12 protein-coding genes are annotated in these 15,954 nt (G+C 51.6%); 4 read left to right on the top strand and 8 right to left on the bottom strand.

From position 1 onward, the window contains the following. Positions 1-414: 414 nt before the first annotated feature. From DYE26_RS05330 to DYE26_RS05320, 3 genes are all read right to left on the bottom strand, one after another. Positions 415-1,464 carry a LacI family DNA-binding transcriptional regulator gene (locus tag DYE26_RS05330; protein WP_036622824.1) on the bottom strand — a complete coding sequence of 350 codons (1,050 nt, stop codon included), beginning with the start codon at positions 1,462-1,464 and terminating at the stop codon, positions 415-417. Positions 1,465-1,631: 167 nt separating this feature from the next. After that, positions 1,632-3,209, bottom strand: a complete 1,578-nt coding sequence (locus tag DYE26_RS05325) for an alpha-L-rhamnosidase-related protein (protein ID WP_051985426.1) — start codon at positions 3,207-3,209, stop codon at positions 1,632-1,634. A 30-nt stretch (positions 3,210-3,239) separates the two neighbouring features. Then, the gene (locus DYE26_RS05320; RefSeq protein ID WP_036622822.1) at positions 3,240-4,622 is read right to left on the bottom strand and encodes an MFS transporter; all 1,383 of its coding nucleotides are present in this window, start codon (positions 4,620-4,622) and stop codon (positions 3,240-3,242) included. 232 nt (positions 4,623-4,854) lie between these two features. Here DYE26_RS05320 and DYE26_RS05315 point away from each other — a divergent pair, with 232 nt between their 5' ends. After that, a complete protein-coding gene (locus DYE26_RS05315; protein ID WP_036622820.1) occupies positions 4,855-5,850 on the top strand; it encodes an AraC family transcriptional regulator in 996 nt (331 codons plus the stop codon). Between the two features lie 117 nt (positions 5,851-5,967). Here the strand turns inward: DYE26_RS05315 and DYE26_RS05310 are convergent, their stop codons facing one another. From DYE26_RS05310 to DYE26_RS05290, 5 genes are all read right to left on the bottom strand, one after another. Then, positions 5,968-7,410 carry a hypothetical protein gene (locus tag DYE26_RS05310; protein ID WP_036622818.1) on the bottom strand — a complete coding sequence of 481 codons (1,443 nt, stop codon included), beginning with the start codon at positions 7,408-7,410 and terminating at the stop codon, positions 5,968-5,970. A gap of 39 nt (positions 7,411-7,449) precedes the next feature. Beyond that, entirely contained in the window at positions 7,450-8,430 is a 981-nt protein-coding gene (locus tag DYE26_RS05305) for an ABC transporter permease (RefSeq protein ID WP_082207766.1), read from the bottom strand. Between the two features lie 7 nt (positions 8,431-8,437). Beyond that, positions 8,438-9,928 carry a sugar ABC transporter ATP-binding protein gene (locus tag DYE26_RS05300; RefSeq protein WP_036622814.1) on the bottom strand — a complete coding sequence of 497 codons (1,491 nt, stop codon included), beginning with the start codon at positions 9,926-9,928 and terminating at the stop codon, positions 8,438-8,440. 78 nt (positions 9,929-10,006) lie between these two features. Next, entirely contained in the window at positions 10,007-10,993 is a 987-nt protein-coding gene (locus tag DYE26_RS05295) for a sugar ABC transporter substrate-binding protein (protein WP_036622812.1), read from the bottom strand. A gap of 177 nt (positions 10,994-11,170) precedes the next feature. Then, positions 11,171-13,186, bottom strand: coding sequence for a LacI family DNA-binding transcriptional regulator (locus DYE26_RS05290; protein WP_227872745.1), 2,016 nt, complete (start codon positions 13,184-13,186; stop codon positions 11,171-11,173). Between the two features lie 213 nt (positions 13,187-13,399). Between DYE26_RS05290 and DYE26_RS05285 the strand changes: the two genes are divergently transcribed. The 3 genes from DYE26_RS05285 to DYE26_RS05280 are packed head-to-tail and all read left to right on the top strand — an operon-like array spanning position 13,400 to position 15,536. Further along, positions 13,400-14,545 carry a DUF4179 domain-containing protein gene (locus DYE26_RS05285; protein ID WP_164815243.1) on the top strand — a complete coding sequence of 382 codons (1,146 nt, stop codon included), beginning with the start codon at positions 13,400-13,402 and terminating at the stop codon, positions 14,543-14,545. An 18-nt stretch (positions 14,546-14,563) separates the two neighbouring features. Then, positions 14,564-14,707, top strand: coding sequence for a hypothetical protein (locus tag DYE26_RS33300; protein WP_155619414.1), 144 nt, complete (start codon positions 14,564-14,566; stop codon positions 14,705-14,707). Further along, the gene (locus tag DYE26_RS05280) at positions 14,664-15,536 is read left to right on the top strand and encodes a DUF5643 domain-containing protein (protein ID WP_127463434.1); all 873 of its coding nucleotides are present in this window, start codon (positions 14,664-14,666) and stop codon (positions 15,534-15,536) included. Before DYE26_RS33300 ends, DYE26_RS05280 begins: the two co-directional genes overlap by 44 nt. The last annotated feature ends 418 nt before the right edge of the window (positions 15,537-15,954 follow it).

The raw sequence follows: 15,954 nt of genomic DNA, 5'->3' as shown, positions 1-15,954 counted from the left end.
TAAGTACATAAAATGCCTCTAATGGGGGTGAACATGCTACGGCTTCCAATATAAGCACTTAAAGTGCCGCTATTTTGAAGGCGGGAACGGTTGAGCGTACCGGTAGCCGGCTGTCAAACGCCGCTTCTAAATAAAGCCAGAAAAAACACGCTGAAAAACATAGGAGAAATGCAACTTGAAACTCTAATGGATTGCGATTCGTGGTAAGATTACAAGGTCGATTGTAAGTTAGTTGCGGAGAAAGTTGCTGCGATCAATGCATATTACATAAATTTTGGAACGGTTGAATCGTTGGACCGGGGTTGGCCCATAGAATGTAAGGGTTTTCATCCGCTATTTTAGCCTGACGTCACAACGTTGTCAACACTTTTATTCAGGCATTCCTCCTCCCTGCTCCCCCTGCTGTGTCAATCGTTATTCGGCAGGGGCGGCGGTGGATTCGCGCACGACCAGCTCGGGCTTGAGCAAGGTTGTCTTGGCTACCTTGTCCTTGGTTATCATTTTGTGCAGAATTTCGGCCGCCGTGCGTCCGAGTTCGTTTGCGCGCAGCGATACGGTGGTCAGCTCCGGAATGCTGTTGGACGCGAACGGAATGTCGTCATAGCCGACGATCGAAATGTCCCCGGGCACTTTCAGCCCGGCTTTGGCGGCCGCTTTGAGCGCGCCGATCGCCACGAGGTCGTTCAGGCAAAAGATCGCCGTCGGCCGCTGCGGCAAACTTAACAGCCGATCCATAAACGCCGTGCCGCTCGCCACGGAAAAACCTTCGTGAAGCATCCATTCCCTCCGTACCGGGATGCCGTGCCGCTCCATCGTTTTCGTGAACCCCGCGATACGCTGCAGCGTATTCGACATATGCCGATATCCGCCGACAACGGCGATGTCGCGGTGCCCCAGCCCGATGAGATGCCGGGTCGCCAGTTCCGCGCCAAGCCGCTCGTCCGCGGCCACCCGGCTAAGCGATGATCCGGGCAGCCGTCCGTTGATGAGCAGCAAAGGCAGTTTTTTGCCGACCTCGACGACTTCCTCCGTAAGCTCTTTTCCGGGTTTGGCCAGATCGATCCGCCCGCCCAGCATAACGATGCCGTCCACCTGCTTCTCCGTCAGCACGTTCAAATACTGCGATTCGCGGACATACTGGTCGGCGCTGTCCCCGTTGGCGGACACGGTGTCGCAAAGGAAATAAGTATAACCTTGCTTTCTCGCCTCCCGGTCGAACCCGGACAATACCTCCGGAAAAAAAGGATTCGTAATGTCCGGCAGGATGATGCCGATCATCCCCGTCTCTTTTTTGGTCAAACTGCGGGCCAGCGCGTTCGGTTGAAACTGGTATTTGTTAATCAGTTCGTTGATGCGCTCCCGGGTCTCTTTTTTGACCGGCGCGGTATTGTTCAGCACCCGGGAAACCGTGGCCACGGAAACATTCGCCTCTTTCGCGATATCGTAAACTGTAACCGGTTTCACAAAAGTCACCTACTTGGCATTTATTGGGGACGAAACCAAGTATACCAGAATCCTCGTTAAATGAAAACCGGGCGTCCTGCCGCGGCCTTCGCTGGTTTTTGATGAAAATCCTCAAAAGGACCCCTTCCCCGCCGGGCGGCGGGCAAGAGTTCCTTGGTGCAGCATGATTACAGTCGATAATGGCGGATCAAATAGGCCGGCGTGCAGCTCCAGGCATGGCAATAGCTGTTGATCAAATAACTGCCGTATGGGGAAAAGCTTTTGTTCTCCGGATCGTAGAGCTCCCAGAAGGTATCGGCGCCGTCGGCGATCATTCCTCCCCAATACGCCTTCATCCGGCTCACGGCTTCTTCTTTTAGCCCCGTCAGAAGCAGCGCCTCAATGAGATGGTGATACATATAGGGGGTCGTTGGCCCCACCTGCGGCCGTTCGGCCAATAGACGCAGCATCAGCAAGCGGCTGTCCTCCTTAGGCAATACTTCGGCCAAAACGAACCAGATTTGACTAGCCCAGGATACTTGGCGCTCCGGGCCGCTTACGAAAAAACCGCGCTCCGCGTCCCACAGATCTGCCATGGCCGCCGCTTCCAACGCTTTAAGCCGCTCCGCAAAACGGGGAGCGCTCTCGCAGCCGAGCAGCTCGGCGAGAGGGACGGCCCGCTTCAAGGCGTAGATCAATACGGCGTGAGCCGACGCCTGCTTGTTCAACTTCGGATGCCAGTCGATGAACGCGCCCCATCCTTCCCGATCCATGACGATATTCCGCTCATCCAAGCACTCCAAAGCCAGCTCCGCCTGCCGGCGTGCGGTCGGCCACAGCTCTTGCAGCGTCGCCTTGTCTTCGCTGGCCCTGAAATAGTCGTGAAGGGCCGTCGTAAAGAACAGGGAGTAGTCCAAAAAATACGTATCGTCCGCAATGATGCCGGGTTCAATAAACAAATTGGAAGTCACCCGCCCCCGCTCATCGGGAACGCTGGCGAACAGGTAAAGACAACGCTTGACCAGATCGTAATTGCGGAACGTCTCGTAATTGGCCAGCGCCTGAAGGCGAAGGTCGCCGAGCCATAGCCGGCGGTCCCGCTTCGGTCCGTCCTCGAACACGTCCTGCATGCAATCCTCCAGCGTACGCACGCTGACCCGGTCGATCTCCGTTAACAGCGGATCCGCGTGTACCAACGGGACGACTTGCGCCGGATCGGCCGAGGTAACGGTTCGGCATAGCACGCGGTCGAACGCGACGCGGTACTTTCTGGACGTATCGAGAACTTCGAGCTTCAGATAGCGGAAGCTGTAGCGCCGCGGCATTTCGATGCGGCAAGGAAGCACGTCAACCGTGATCGTCTCTTCCTGCAGCCAGGAGCTGCTGATCCAGCCGTTGTAGTTTGCAAGAGGCTCCGCCACCTCAACAGGCATTTCTCCAAACGTAAGCTTAAGTCTGAGCGGTGCGTCCGGCGGGCTCCCGACCGGCTTTACGTCCAAGGAAACATAACCGACCCGGTGGTCGCCAAAGTCCAAAATGACCGCATCGCCCTTTCCGAAACTTTGCGGGGCAAGCGTGTCCGCGCTCGACGCGGCGATGGCCCGCCAGCCATGGATCGCGCGCTCGTCCGGCACGACCTCAACGTTTTGCCGGGCCTCCTCATCCCGTTGAAGAAGAACGGGCTTTAAGCGTTCCGCTTGCTCAATGAACGAGCGCTTAGGAACAACGGCGGGTGAAGATTCATAAGTTTCTCTATCGTTTGCCATTAGAGAAGATACCTCCTATCAGCATTCTTTTTACATTTTTTTAATAGCTTGGAGCTCCGCCAAAATCTTCGGGTACTCTTTATCCAGCTTATAGAACCATAAAATCACGAATAATACGGCGCATAGGATGGCCGGAAAATAGATAAAAAGGAATTGAATCGCGTGAGAGGCCGACGCAGAAACGGCTTCCTGGCCTCCGACATAGCCGCTGAAAGCCAGCATCCAGCCGACCATGGCCCCGCCCAGGCCGCTGCCCGTTTTGCCGCCGAAGCTGGAAGCGCTGAAGATGAGCCCTTCCGTGCGCATGCCTGTCTTCCACTCCCCGTAGTCGACCGTGTCGGCCGCAAAAGCAAAAATCGTTCCGATCAGCGGCGCGGTGCCGAGGGCTTTGACTACGGTCGAGACGATCACGACCGTTACGTTCGCTGGATCTATGGCCGGGATCAAGCAGCCGACGGCCATGACCGCCATTCCCGCCAAAGCGACGTTCCGTTTGCCGAATTTCTTAATGACGGGAGCCAGCGCAAGCAAACCGAGCATCATCGGAACAAGCTGCGCGATGGTCAGCAGCCCCACCAGGTCCTTATTGCCGAGCAAATATTGGGCATAGTACACGTTGACCGCCGATGTTACCGCTTGCATTCCGTAAAATACGGTATTCAGCAAAAGCACAAGCACCCAATACTTGTTGCGGAACAGTGCGGGAAGGCCTCTTTTCAAAGGGATATCCTTATTAACCACCGCCTGACGGACGCGTTCTCTGGCCGTCAGGAACGTAATCAAAAACAGGATGACCGCAACCGCGCTGAACGCCGCAAATGTCAATGTCCAGGCCGGTTTCCCGCCCCCGAGCCCCGCCACCAGCGGAAGGGTTCCGTTGGATACGATCAGCATGCCTACCAGCGCCATCACCATCCGGAAAATGTTCAGCAAAGAACGCTGATACGGATCCTGCGTCATTAAGGAGCTGAGCACGCCGTAAGGAATGTTGATCGCCGAATAGATGATGTTGATCAGCAGATAGGTGGCATAAGCGTAAAACAGCGATCCCGCCGGGCCGAGATCGGGCATGGAAAACAGCAGCACGCCGGAGATGCCGAACGGAATCGCCCACCACAGCAGCCAGGGCCGGGCTTTTCCGAATTTCGTTTTCGTTTTGTCCACCATTGCCCCTACTCCGACATCGACAAAGGCGTCCAACACGCGGGCAACGAGGAACATAGTACCGATAGCGGCAGCGGCCAAGCCGGCGACATCCGTATAGTAATAAGTGACAAACATGGACAACGCTGTCCAGATCAGGTTGCTCGCGATATCCCCCGCGCCGTATCCCAGCTTTTCGCCCAGCCCGATTTTCGCCATCGCCGCATCTTGCGGCGTTTCTTTATTTCCGGTCGCTAATACCGTGCTCATGTTATTTACACCCCATATCAATTGTTTTTACCGAAGATAAATTCGCAATAAAAAGCAGTTACGCTTCGAAGTATTCTCCTTTCTAAAGATTTAGAGGCGCCTCGGTAAATTTTGATCTATTCATATTAAAACGCTTTCGGTAAGCCTATACAATTTCTTAATTACGGTTATCTTTTCTCCTTTTTACAGGTATACTAAACTTAATGCTTTTTCTTGGAAGGATTGTTGTCTTATGAACCATCAAGAGCTTGACCAATATTTGCGCACGGTCAATGAGATTGAAACCAAGCAGTTGCAAACGCGGGAAAACGTAAATGACATTTGGCCCGAGGAATGGCCCGAGGAATGGATCGGCGAGGACGGGACTTATTTCCGCATGCCGGACAGTCTGTTTTTCGAACAAGGCCCGATCCACGTCCGCAAGCATAACCGTTTTGCGCCGATGCCGCTGCATCTCCACAATTTTATCGAAATGAATTACATCTATTCGGGATCCTGCGTTCAGTGGATTAACGAGAAAAAAGTCATTCTGCGGGAAGGACAAGTTTGCCTGCTGGATACGGATGTTTTGCACCGCATTGAAGCGATGGGGGAAAACGATCTGCTGGTGAATATCATTATGAAAAAGGAGATTTTCACTTCGGCTTTAGGGAGATTCAAAACGAAAGGGATCGTTTCGAATTTTTTGGTGAACGCTATTTCCGAAAGCACCGACCACAACCGCTATATTGTGTTCGAATCCGAGCACCATGAAAACCTGCACTTATTCATCAAAAATATGATGTGCGAGGCGTTCGACAGCCGGGTCTACTCGCAAGAAATGATTTACAATTACATGATGATCGTGTTTACGGAATTAATGCGGGTGTTTTCGTATCACACAAATGAGACGAATTCCGATCCCGAAACGAAAGCGAATTTGGTCCATATCCTGGGTTATATAGAAGCTAATTATCAAACCTGCACGCTTGCGGACCTGGCGACGGCGTTTAATTATAATCCCAACTACCTGGGGAATTTACTCAAGAAAAGAACGGGCAAAACGTTCATGGAACTGGTCAAAACGCAGCGCATGATCCATGCCGCTTCCCTCCTGGCCAATACGGAGCAAAGCATTGAGGAAATCGCTTACGGGATCGGTTACCAAAGCCTCGGCTTTTTTTACCGGGCGTTTGCCGGCCACTTCGAGACGACCCCTGCGAAATATCGCAAAGCGAACCGGTCATAATAGCCTTTATCCAAAAATATCGCGAGTGCAGGGTGTTCCCCTTGCAACTCGCGATCTCGGTATAGCGAAACTCAAACCGGCTACTCATCGGAACCCTTTCCCGAAAAACAGCCTGTTTTAGCTTATATAACCGTTCAAAACTTGCGCCAGCCCTTGCTTGGAGTCGATATTTTTCTCCATCGCATCCGCCTGCTTCTCCCAGTCCGCAAATTTGCCGTAAGCCGTATAAATCGTCGAGCCGGTCGGCAGCTCGGGATGTTCGTTTTCCCCGTTCGTGCCCCAGTTCACCCAGCCGGAATCACTGCGCTGCACGATTTGGTAACGCGATACGACCTCGCTCGTGTACCACACCATGGCATAGCCGGTTTCATCGTTGATCTCGGCGGTTTTGTTGGCGCTCAGCGGGAAAATGGTCTGCTCGGGCGCACTGTTGACGTCCACCTGCTTTTGGAACAGCACTTGTTCGTTCCGCTCGCTTTGGTGCACCTGTTTATGGGATTCGGGGATGATCTCGGCAATATGCGCCTTGATTTCCTCCGCCGTCAAAATCCCGTCCTGGATGCAAAAGAGTCGCCAGAAATAGTCCCAGGACACCTCGTTGATATTCTCCCCGATGCTCGCCTTGTACTGCTTCAGCTTGTCGTTCCCCAGCTTGTCCGCGTCAGCAAGCAGACGGTGCACGCCGTCCGACAAAATGTTGGCGTACAGGTCGCCTTCCCGGTAATACGTGCCCCCGTAAGAAGCGAAGGAGGTAAAGACGCGGTTGCCTTGGCCGCTCTCGAATTCGTCCCCGACGGTAATTTTGTTGACGACCGGGATACCGTCCACCGTGGTGGAGAAATCGTCGACATCGTATTTTCTGCGGAACCAGGGCGAATTGTAGAAAAACTCCCAGGTCACCGAAAACTTTTTCCCTTTCAGATTTTCGTCCAATCCGTCGGGTACCTGGCCGTTCATTCGGTACCGGCAGTAGATCGGGCCTTCGGCCTCGACGACGAATTCCACCTTCGTGTGCTCTGGCGGATTGATCAGCCCGTTTTTCGGGGTGAAGAAAGGACCGTAAAATCCCCCGATCGCATTGGAGTAATCCTTGATTAAATTTTTCCGTTCTTCCTTGGCTTCGAAATACCGGATGCCCCATTTGCCGTAGGAGGTGCCGTCGGCGGTGCCGGAGCACAGCTCCAGAATATAGTAGCCGGTATCCAGTCTGCGGAAGCCGTCCACCTGCACGGGCTCAAGCTTTTGAATGCCCTTAAACTCAGGGGCCTCAGCAAGCGGTTTGCCGCCGGCATACAGTGAGTACGAGGCGACCCGTTTGTCCATGCTGACCACGTAAACGATCGACGCTTCCTGGATAAATTCCCCGTCAAGCACCACGTCTATAAGTTGAAACGGGACCTTGCGGTTTTGGTCGTCATACAGTTCAAGGCTGCCCGGGTGAACCCGGTAATCGGAGAAATTCAGCTTGGTGATCACCGGCTCGTTTTGCCTCGGCAGATGGTCCGGATTGTTCAGCATGATTTGAAATTTATATTTGAATGCTTGCGCTGTTGTGTCCATAGTCAAAACCTCTTTTCTTGGTTGGTCTGATGCTGCGGTTTATTTGGCGAATTTGAAGGAAAACGGAAGCTTTTTGCCCTTTTGGGCGTCGATTAGGACGGCGATCAAGATGATCAAACCTTTAACCAGCAGCTGCCAAAACGAGCTGACTCCCATCAGGTTCAAACCGTTGCTTACGACCCCGATGATCATGACGCCGAAGATCGTTCCGCTGATGCGGCCCCGCCCGCCGGCCATGGACACTCCGCCCAGCACGCAGGCTGCGATCGCGTCCATTTCATAGCCCTGGCCAACCGAAGGCTGGCCCGAATACATTCTCGCCGAAAGCACGATGCCCGCCAGTGCCGAAAGCAGCCCGGCCAGCGTATACACCGCAATCTCCACCTTCTTGATGCGCACGCCCGACAGACGGGCCGCTTCCCGGTTGCCGCCGATCGCAAAGATGTTGGTTCCGAACTTCGTTTTGTTCAGCAGCACGATGAAGATAACCGTCAAGATGGCCATATATAGTACGGGCAGAGGCAAAAAACCGAACAGCTTCCCCGTCCCCAGTTGGGTATAGGCGTCGTTGGTAATGCGGGCCGACCGTCCGCCGCTGTAAATATAAGCAATCCCCTGGGCGATGTTCATCGTCGCCAGCGTCACGATAAATGCAGGCAGCTTAAATTGGGTGATGATCACCCCGTTGAAAAATCCGAGCAGCGTGCCGATTAAAATCCCCAGCAAAATCGCCACGGGCATGGGGATGCCGTTATTGACCATAAAGCCGACGGTCAGCGTCCCGGAGACGGCCACAATCGCGCCGACCGAGAGGTCGATGCCGCCCAAAATCATCACCAGGGTCATGCCGAGAGCGAGGAAAACGTTGTTGGAAACCTGCCGCAGCACCGTGATCAAGTTTTCCGTCGTCAGGAACACCGGCGATACGATCGATAAAATCACGCATAAAACCAGCAACACGAATATAATGCCGATATTGCCTCTGACCATTGATGTAAGAGCGCTATTTTTTGTGCTCATCGCTTTCTCATCCTCCTGTCGCATAGCGCATAATATTTTCCTGGGACAGTTCCTCCCGGTTTAATTGCGCCACCAGCTTGCCGCTCCGCATCACGCACACCGAATCGCACATATTGATGATCTCCGGAAGATCGGAGGAGACCATAATAATCGCCAACCCTTCATTGGCCAACCGGTTGATGATCGCGTAGATTTCCGACTTGGCCCCGACGTCGACTCCGCGGGTAGGCTCGTCCAGGATCAGAAGCTGCGGGTTCGTGGCCAGCCATTTGGCAATAACGACCTTCTGCTGGTTGCCTCCCGACAAGCTGGACACCTCGATGTCCGCCGAGGCGGTCTTAATATTCAGGCCGCTCACGTATTTGCCGATCTGTTCGCTTCTTTTTTTCTCGCTGATCAAAAACCGGCTGCCCATCAATTGATCGAGATTCGTTAACGTGAGATTGAAGCCGACCGAGTTCTCGAGGACCAGCCCTTGGTCCTTGCGGTCTTCCGGAACCATGGCGATCCCTTTGGCGATAGCCTGGCTGCAATTTTTAAAGCTGACTTCCCCGCCGTTCAAGTAAATCCGCCCGCGGTTATGCCGGTAGGCGCCGAAAATGGTTTGCATCAGTTCGCTTCTCCCCGCGCCTACCAGGCCGGAGAAACCGAGGATTTCGCCTTTGCGCACCCGGAAGGAGACGTCTTCGAATACGCCCTCTCTGTACAGCCCTTCAACGCGCAGCACCTCCTGGTCACGGACGGAATAGGTACGGGTATAGAAGCTTTCCAGCTCCCGGCCGACCATCATCGCCACCAGATCTTCCGTATTGGTGTCCGAGGTCCGCTTCGTGCCGACATAACCGCCGTCCCTTATGACCGTGATGCGGTCCGCCATCTTAAACAATTCTTCCAGCCGGTGCGAGATATAAATAATGCCGACGTTTTGCCGCCGCAGCTTCTCCATCGTCACGAACAGTCGGCCCACTTCCTCGTCGGACAAGGAGGAGGTCGGTTCGTCCATCACCAGGATTTTCACGTTAAATGAAATCGCCTTAACAATTTCGATCAGCTGCTGCTGAGCCACCGTCAATTCTCCCACCAATGTCGTGACATCGATGTTCAGCCCAAGCTGCTCGATCATGCGGTTGGCTTCGGCTTTCATCCGCTTTTCGTCCTTGAACCCCCATTTGTTGACCGGTTCGCGGCCCAAAAAGATGTTCTCGGCAACGCTGAGATATGGAACGAGCACGATTTCCTGGTGGATAATGCCGATTCCGTAAGCCCGGGCGCTTTGCACACTGTCGATATCCGCGGGCTCACCGCCGATAAAGATTTGTCCACGGTCGGGCTTATGGATGCCGCCCAAAATTTTGATCAGCGTCGATTTGCCTGCGCCGTTTTCGCCCAGCAAGGCATGGATCTCGCCGGCTTTCAGTTCAAAATCGATGCCCTTGAGCGCATGGGTCCCCCCGAAGCTTTTGGCGATCCCACGCATCTCCAGCAAATTATCTCCCATGGTTGTTCACCTCCGAAGCGGTATCATCTTGAAAAAATTTAGAATGCAAGGGACGCTTGCATTCTAAATTTAAGGGGCTTATTGCCACTTGCCGGCGGTTTCTTTGGCCATTTCCTTCGTGACGATATGAGAAGGCAGCAGCACTTCCGGTTTAATCTCCTTACCCTGCAAATAATCGACCGCCATATTGAAGGAAGTTTCGGCGATCTGAATCGGCACCTGGGCCGAAACCGCCGTAAACGAACCGTCGAGCAATGCGGCTTTGCCGTCCGGAGACGCGTCGATGGAGTACACGCCGATATCCGTTCTGCCGCTCGCCTTAATCGCCGCCGCTACGCCCAAAGCCGACGGATCGTTGATCGCAAAGAAGGCGTCGATGTCGGCATTCGCCTGGATGATGTCTTCGGCGATCGGCATCGAGGCGTCCAGCGCCGCCTTGCCGTCCTGCTGGGCTACGATTTTAAATTTGGAGGCATTGTCGCCGAGGCCGTCCATAAAGCCCGCTACCCGCTGCACGCAGCTTTCGTTGGAAGGAAAGTCCAGGATGGCGATTTTGGCGCCATCCGGATAGTCTTTTACCATCTGCTCGCCCATCAGCTTGCCGGCCATGTACGCGTCGGTGGCGATAATGCTTTTCACGAGGTCTCGATCCTCTTTAATGACGGCTGTGTCGACGTTAAACACCGGAATGTTGCGGTCATGCATCGCTTCCAGCCCCTGGCGGATCCCCGCGGAATCGACCGGGATCACGAACACGGCGTCAAAGCCCTGGTTGGCCGCGTCCGACATCTGATTGATCTGTTTGTTCAGATCATAATCCGGGTCCAGCATCGTATATTTGTAACCTTTCTCCTTGGCCAATCTTTCGTAGGTTTCATTCATCGCCGTTTGGAACGTATTGTTCTGCGTGTTCGTCAAGAAAGCAAAGCTGTACGTCCCGTCCTTGCCGCCGCCATCGCCGCTCCCCGCTTGATTCCCCGCATTGGTCCCTTGCCCGTTGCCGCAAGCCGACAGAGCCAAAACGGTAAGCGCTATCAATGAAAACTTAAAAAATTGCTTTTTCACAATAAACCAGCCCCCTATGATCAGTTTGTGAATAAAGAACGTCTGCGGTCGATCCGGTGCGCACTGTTTTTACGAATAAACCGCTTTCAACTTCTTTACGTAAAATGTATCATAGAGAGCTGCGAAATGTCAAATATTTTGTCGAAATTTTAAACAAAAAAATAATTGCAAATTAATTTACGTAAATTTCTTGAGAATTAATTCTTCAATTTCTGCTGGAGCTGGTTCCAATACAATATTTTTCCAAGCCTTTAACAGATTTTTCGGTTCGACGATATATGGCGGAACGCCGATATACTTATGCTCATCATGGCCCAGCAAGGCCTTGGCGGTCGCCAAACCTACCGCGATCCCCTGATCGTATGGCCGCTGCGTGGACAATCCCTTGACCATTTCTTCTTTGGCCAAATACGTGGCGATTTCCGTATCGAGATCGAACGTGAAGACGGCCACGTCCTCCCGCTTCAGCTCCTGCAAAGCCTTGATCGCCTCGAGCGCCGGTCTGTCCCAGGAAATATACAGGCCTTGAATTTCCGGATGCCGCTTGATCATTTCTTTGCATACGTCGTACGTTTTCTCGATTTGGTAAAAATACTGCTCATCAACGATCTCGATATTGCGGAAATTGCTGCGGATCGTGTCGTTCGCCACGGCGTCCCTTAAATGCGTGCCGTAAAACGGGGCGCCATGCCCGATGAAGCCTATCTTGACGTTCTGCTCGTTTTTGAAATAGTTGCCCAGCAGGAGCGCCGCGTTTTGCCCGTTTTCCCGTTCGTTCACCGAAACGCAGCAGGAATACTCGTCTTTCGTCATACCCTCCGGCACATGGCTCATAAAAATCAGCTTCGTTTCCTCCGAGATGTTCTTGAATTTCTTGGCGGTCAGCTCATCGTCAACCGGGATGGCGATAATCGCATCCGGTTTTTGCATGCGCAAGCCTTCCAGTTGCGTGACCTGCAGATTCGGGTCAAAACCGGCATTGGTAATGGAAATAATGGAGATGCCGTATTGGTCCAACACATGGCGGATTCCGTTTTCGTATAGTCTCGTCCACGCCGTACCGCCATAATGAAAAGAGATCCCGACTTTATAGCTGCCTGTCGTCAATTTTTCAACTTCTTCCTTGGACAACGTCAATTCATTGGGGGAAACCGGCTTTTCGCCAAACGGTCCTTTGCCGATCACCTGGGTCGAATTCTGGATCGAAAACGTCATCGGGACTTTGATTTCCCGGGCCTCGCCCGGACCGTGATCCATGATATCAAGCAGCATCGAAACCGCTTCCAAAGCCATTTGCTTCGTGTCCTGCTTCAGCATCGTCAGCGGCGGATTGATGATTTCCGACCATTCCTCATCGCCGAACCCGATCACCGAAACGTCGGCCGGCCACTCCAGCCCCAGCTTGTTCATCACCCGCAGCAAATTGAGCGTAATCCGGTTGCCGCTGGCCACAAAGGTCGGACTTTTATGCTGGCCCCAGACCTCTTTGATCCCTTTTTCGAAATCATCCAGCCGGTTTTGCTCCACTTCGATCACCAGCTCTTTGCGAAACGGGATTTTGTAGGAGCCAAGCGCTTCGCGGTAACCTTCCAACCGGTCTTCGACGCTGGAAAAATCCGCTTTTTCAATGATCAAGGCGATTTCCTCGTGTCCGGATTTCAGCAGATGAACGCAGCCTCTGTAAATCCCTTCTTTACTGTCCGCCAGCACGGAGCCGACGCCTTCCAGGCGAACCTTGCGGTCCAGGAACAAAAACGGAAACTGCTGCTGCTTAAGCTTCTGGAACTGCTTCGCTTCCGTGCTGGCCGGTACGATGATCAGCCCTGCGATCCGCTTGTTGTTCAGGATGTTGGTAATGATGTTTTTCTCCAGCGTCACATCGTCATGATGGAAATAAACCGTCAAACTATAGCCCCGTTCGGTTATACAGGCTGAAATCGCGGAAGCCAGCTGAGAATAAAGCGTTCCCGACAAACCCGGCAAAAGCAAGGCGATTTCCGATTTTTTGCCGATTCTGAACTGATTGCCGGCAACCGCTATTTTTTTGTCGTAGCCCAGCTTCTTGATGACGTCTTCCACTTTTTCCGCCAGCTCGGGACTGACGTATCTCGTTTTATTAATGACATGGGAAACCGTGGCTATCGACACCCCGGCTTCTTTGGCTATTTCTTTTATCGTTGCCAATGTACACACCCCATCGCAAAATTTACGTAAATTAATAAAAAAATTGTAGCATTATCTATTTTTCCAGTCAATCGAATCGGGAAAAGCGATTTTTTACAACCATTTTTGCTTTTTAAAATGAATTTACGCATAATTCAGTAGGAAGATTGCCAAGGATGTTTTCTGACAACCATAAATTTTTGTATGTTACCTTTCGGACAGTTGGCCGGTCTAATAAACGAAATGAAAGAGAAAAGAGGTGAAACGATTTGGAATTTAGTGAGGAATGCATACTGCTGGCAAAAGCCGGAAAGCACGCGTTTAAGATTGGACAATACCTATCAAATGATCATGGACCAAGATTTGAATCATTCAATAGATAATAAAGGAGCATTTACAAAAATGAAAATGGTCAAAAAACTTGGACTTACCGCGGCAGCAACTTTTGTATTGGGAGGAGCCGTAATCGGCTCGGGTTTTGTTTCTCCGGCAATGGCGGCCGCTTTGGAAAATTTGCCGCTGATCGGCAGTGTATTTAAGACCGCAGAAGGAGCCCTGGGGGCCGCAGTCGATAAAGGCATGGTAACCTTCCCTAATGTAAGTGTGACTCACGATGGCATCACCCTGAAAGTGGTGGAAGCCTATTATGATGGGAATCGTTTGAGTGTGGGTATGGTCCGAGAAGGAGCGGAACTGGACGGTGTCATGATGCCTTGGCGCGACCTGGAGCAAAGTGAGAAAGTCAAGGGTTATATTGATTGGCGATCCAGTTTATTGGATGTCACCGTTAACGGTAAACTCGTGAAGGGGTTATATGGCGATAGCGGGGAAATTCCCGGGCAACAGGACACCTTCACTTATAACATAAGAAAAGGCTTGGAAGAAGCGGCGCTTCCGGATCGGTTTGAATTGTCGTTAGCGGTAAAAGTTACCCAAGTAGAAGAACCTTTCGTGCTTAAAATCCCAATCACAAAGGTTCAACCGATCCTCTCCGTCAATCCGGAAAAAACAATGAGCAAAGGCGATTTCAGTTACACGGTTAAACGGGTCAATCTGACTGCCGGTTCCACCAGAGTGGTCATTGACAGCAACGGTACAGTACCGGTAACCGAGAATCAGACAGGCGAGTATGCGGCCAGCAAAATGTATTACGATATTGTGGATGAACAAGGAAATCCAATTCAACAGTCGTGGGTTCCGTCCCCTTCTGAAGCGCCAAAAAATCACTATCATGAGGACGAACTGTATAGCGCGTTCAGTACGGCACCCAAATCCATTACGATCAAACCGTATACCTATACGGTCAAAAAATCGGATTGGACTGCGGTTGACGAACAAACAAAAACGTACCATAAAGATTTGGAAATGACGATCCCGCTCAATCCGTAAATCAGGAGGAATACAATCATGATCAGCAAAATTTTCAACAAGAAAATCGCCCTGAGCCTGCTTATCGCTTCGTTTTTAACCGCAAGCGGGCCAGCCCTATCCGGGGTGGCTGCGGCTGATGCGGCCAAAACAAGAGTCTGCTGCTGCCCAAAGTCTTTTTGAATGGGCTAAGAGAGATTCGGGTTTGCAGAAAGCGGCCAAGCAAGGGATAACAAAGGTGCCAAATCAAAAAGTGACGAAAGATGGCGTCACCTTGAAGTTGACGGACTATCTTTTTGATGGAGCAAGAGTTTCCTTTGCTTTGCAAAGGGAAGGCGATGATTTTGAAACAACGCTGGACGATATAACAAATGCCGAGAAAAAAGGGGTTCTTCTATACGTTGATATTTATATCGACGGCAAAAAGATGGATCTACAGTCGTATGGAAGATCGGAGTTGCAAGACAACAGTTTGTTGATCTCCTTCAACGACCTGTCCGTTAAGGGCCCGCGAACCCTGTATCTGCCCAAGCAGTTCGAGCTTACGGTCAAAGCTCATACTTCAGGCGTGAAGGATCCTTTTACCTTTAAATTACCCGTTAAAAAACAAGCGCCACAAAACACGGTTTTAAGCAAAGCGGTGGTTAAGAAAGCGGGAAATTTCAGCTATACCGTAAAACGGGTAGAATTAACCCCTTATTCAAGCCGGTTAGAGCTGGCTGCACAAGGCGCTCATAAGCAAGTAAAGGATTTAAAAAATTTAGGATTTGATCTCGCGGATAGTAAAGGGAATACCTTATCTCCTATCCTGCAAGCTAATGACGGCGTCGTCAAAAAGCAGCGCTACTTCGACATGACATATACATCCTTTGCGGCTGTTCCAAGTTCTATTGTCGTAAAACCGTATACCTTTAAAACGGACAGCAAAGGAAAATTGGTTCAAAACAGCGACGGGTCGCCTATTAAAGTATATCTGGAAGATTTGGAACTTAACCTTCCCCTGAATAAATAACCTTCACACTAAAGCTAAAAATGGGCCGTCCTCCTTATTGGGGGAACGGCCCATTTGCTTTTGGCACTAGCGTTGCATTAACTTTTGCTCAAAATTCCCCCTAAAAGCTGACCGAAATCTAACGCTTGTAGCAGCGGCTATTTTCCGAAAAAAGACCTTTTCGAAATTCTAACGGTTGCCAGCGCCGTTATTAGCCTGAATCCAAGCAAAAATTACCGGTGTTCGGCGAAATAAGCTCCATGGCAACCGTTACAGTTTGAAATCAACGTTTTTCGAACAAATAGCGCTTGTGGCATCCGTTAGAAAATTTGTGTGGCTAGAAAATGCAGCTTGTCAGATCAGATTTGATGCAACGCTAGTGCTAATTTGGTCAATCTTCTTTCCAATCAGAACATCCTTTTCAGGCGCAGGAACCCCG

It is taken from the genome of Paenibacillus macerans (assembly GCF_900454495.1).
In the GTDB taxonomy this organism is placed as follows: Bacteria; Bacillota; Bacilli; order Paenibacillales; family Paenibacillaceae; genus Fontibacillus; species Fontibacillus macerans.
Note: the sequence above shows the minus strand (reverse complement) of the source record. Positions and strands in the feature narration are given on the sequence as shown.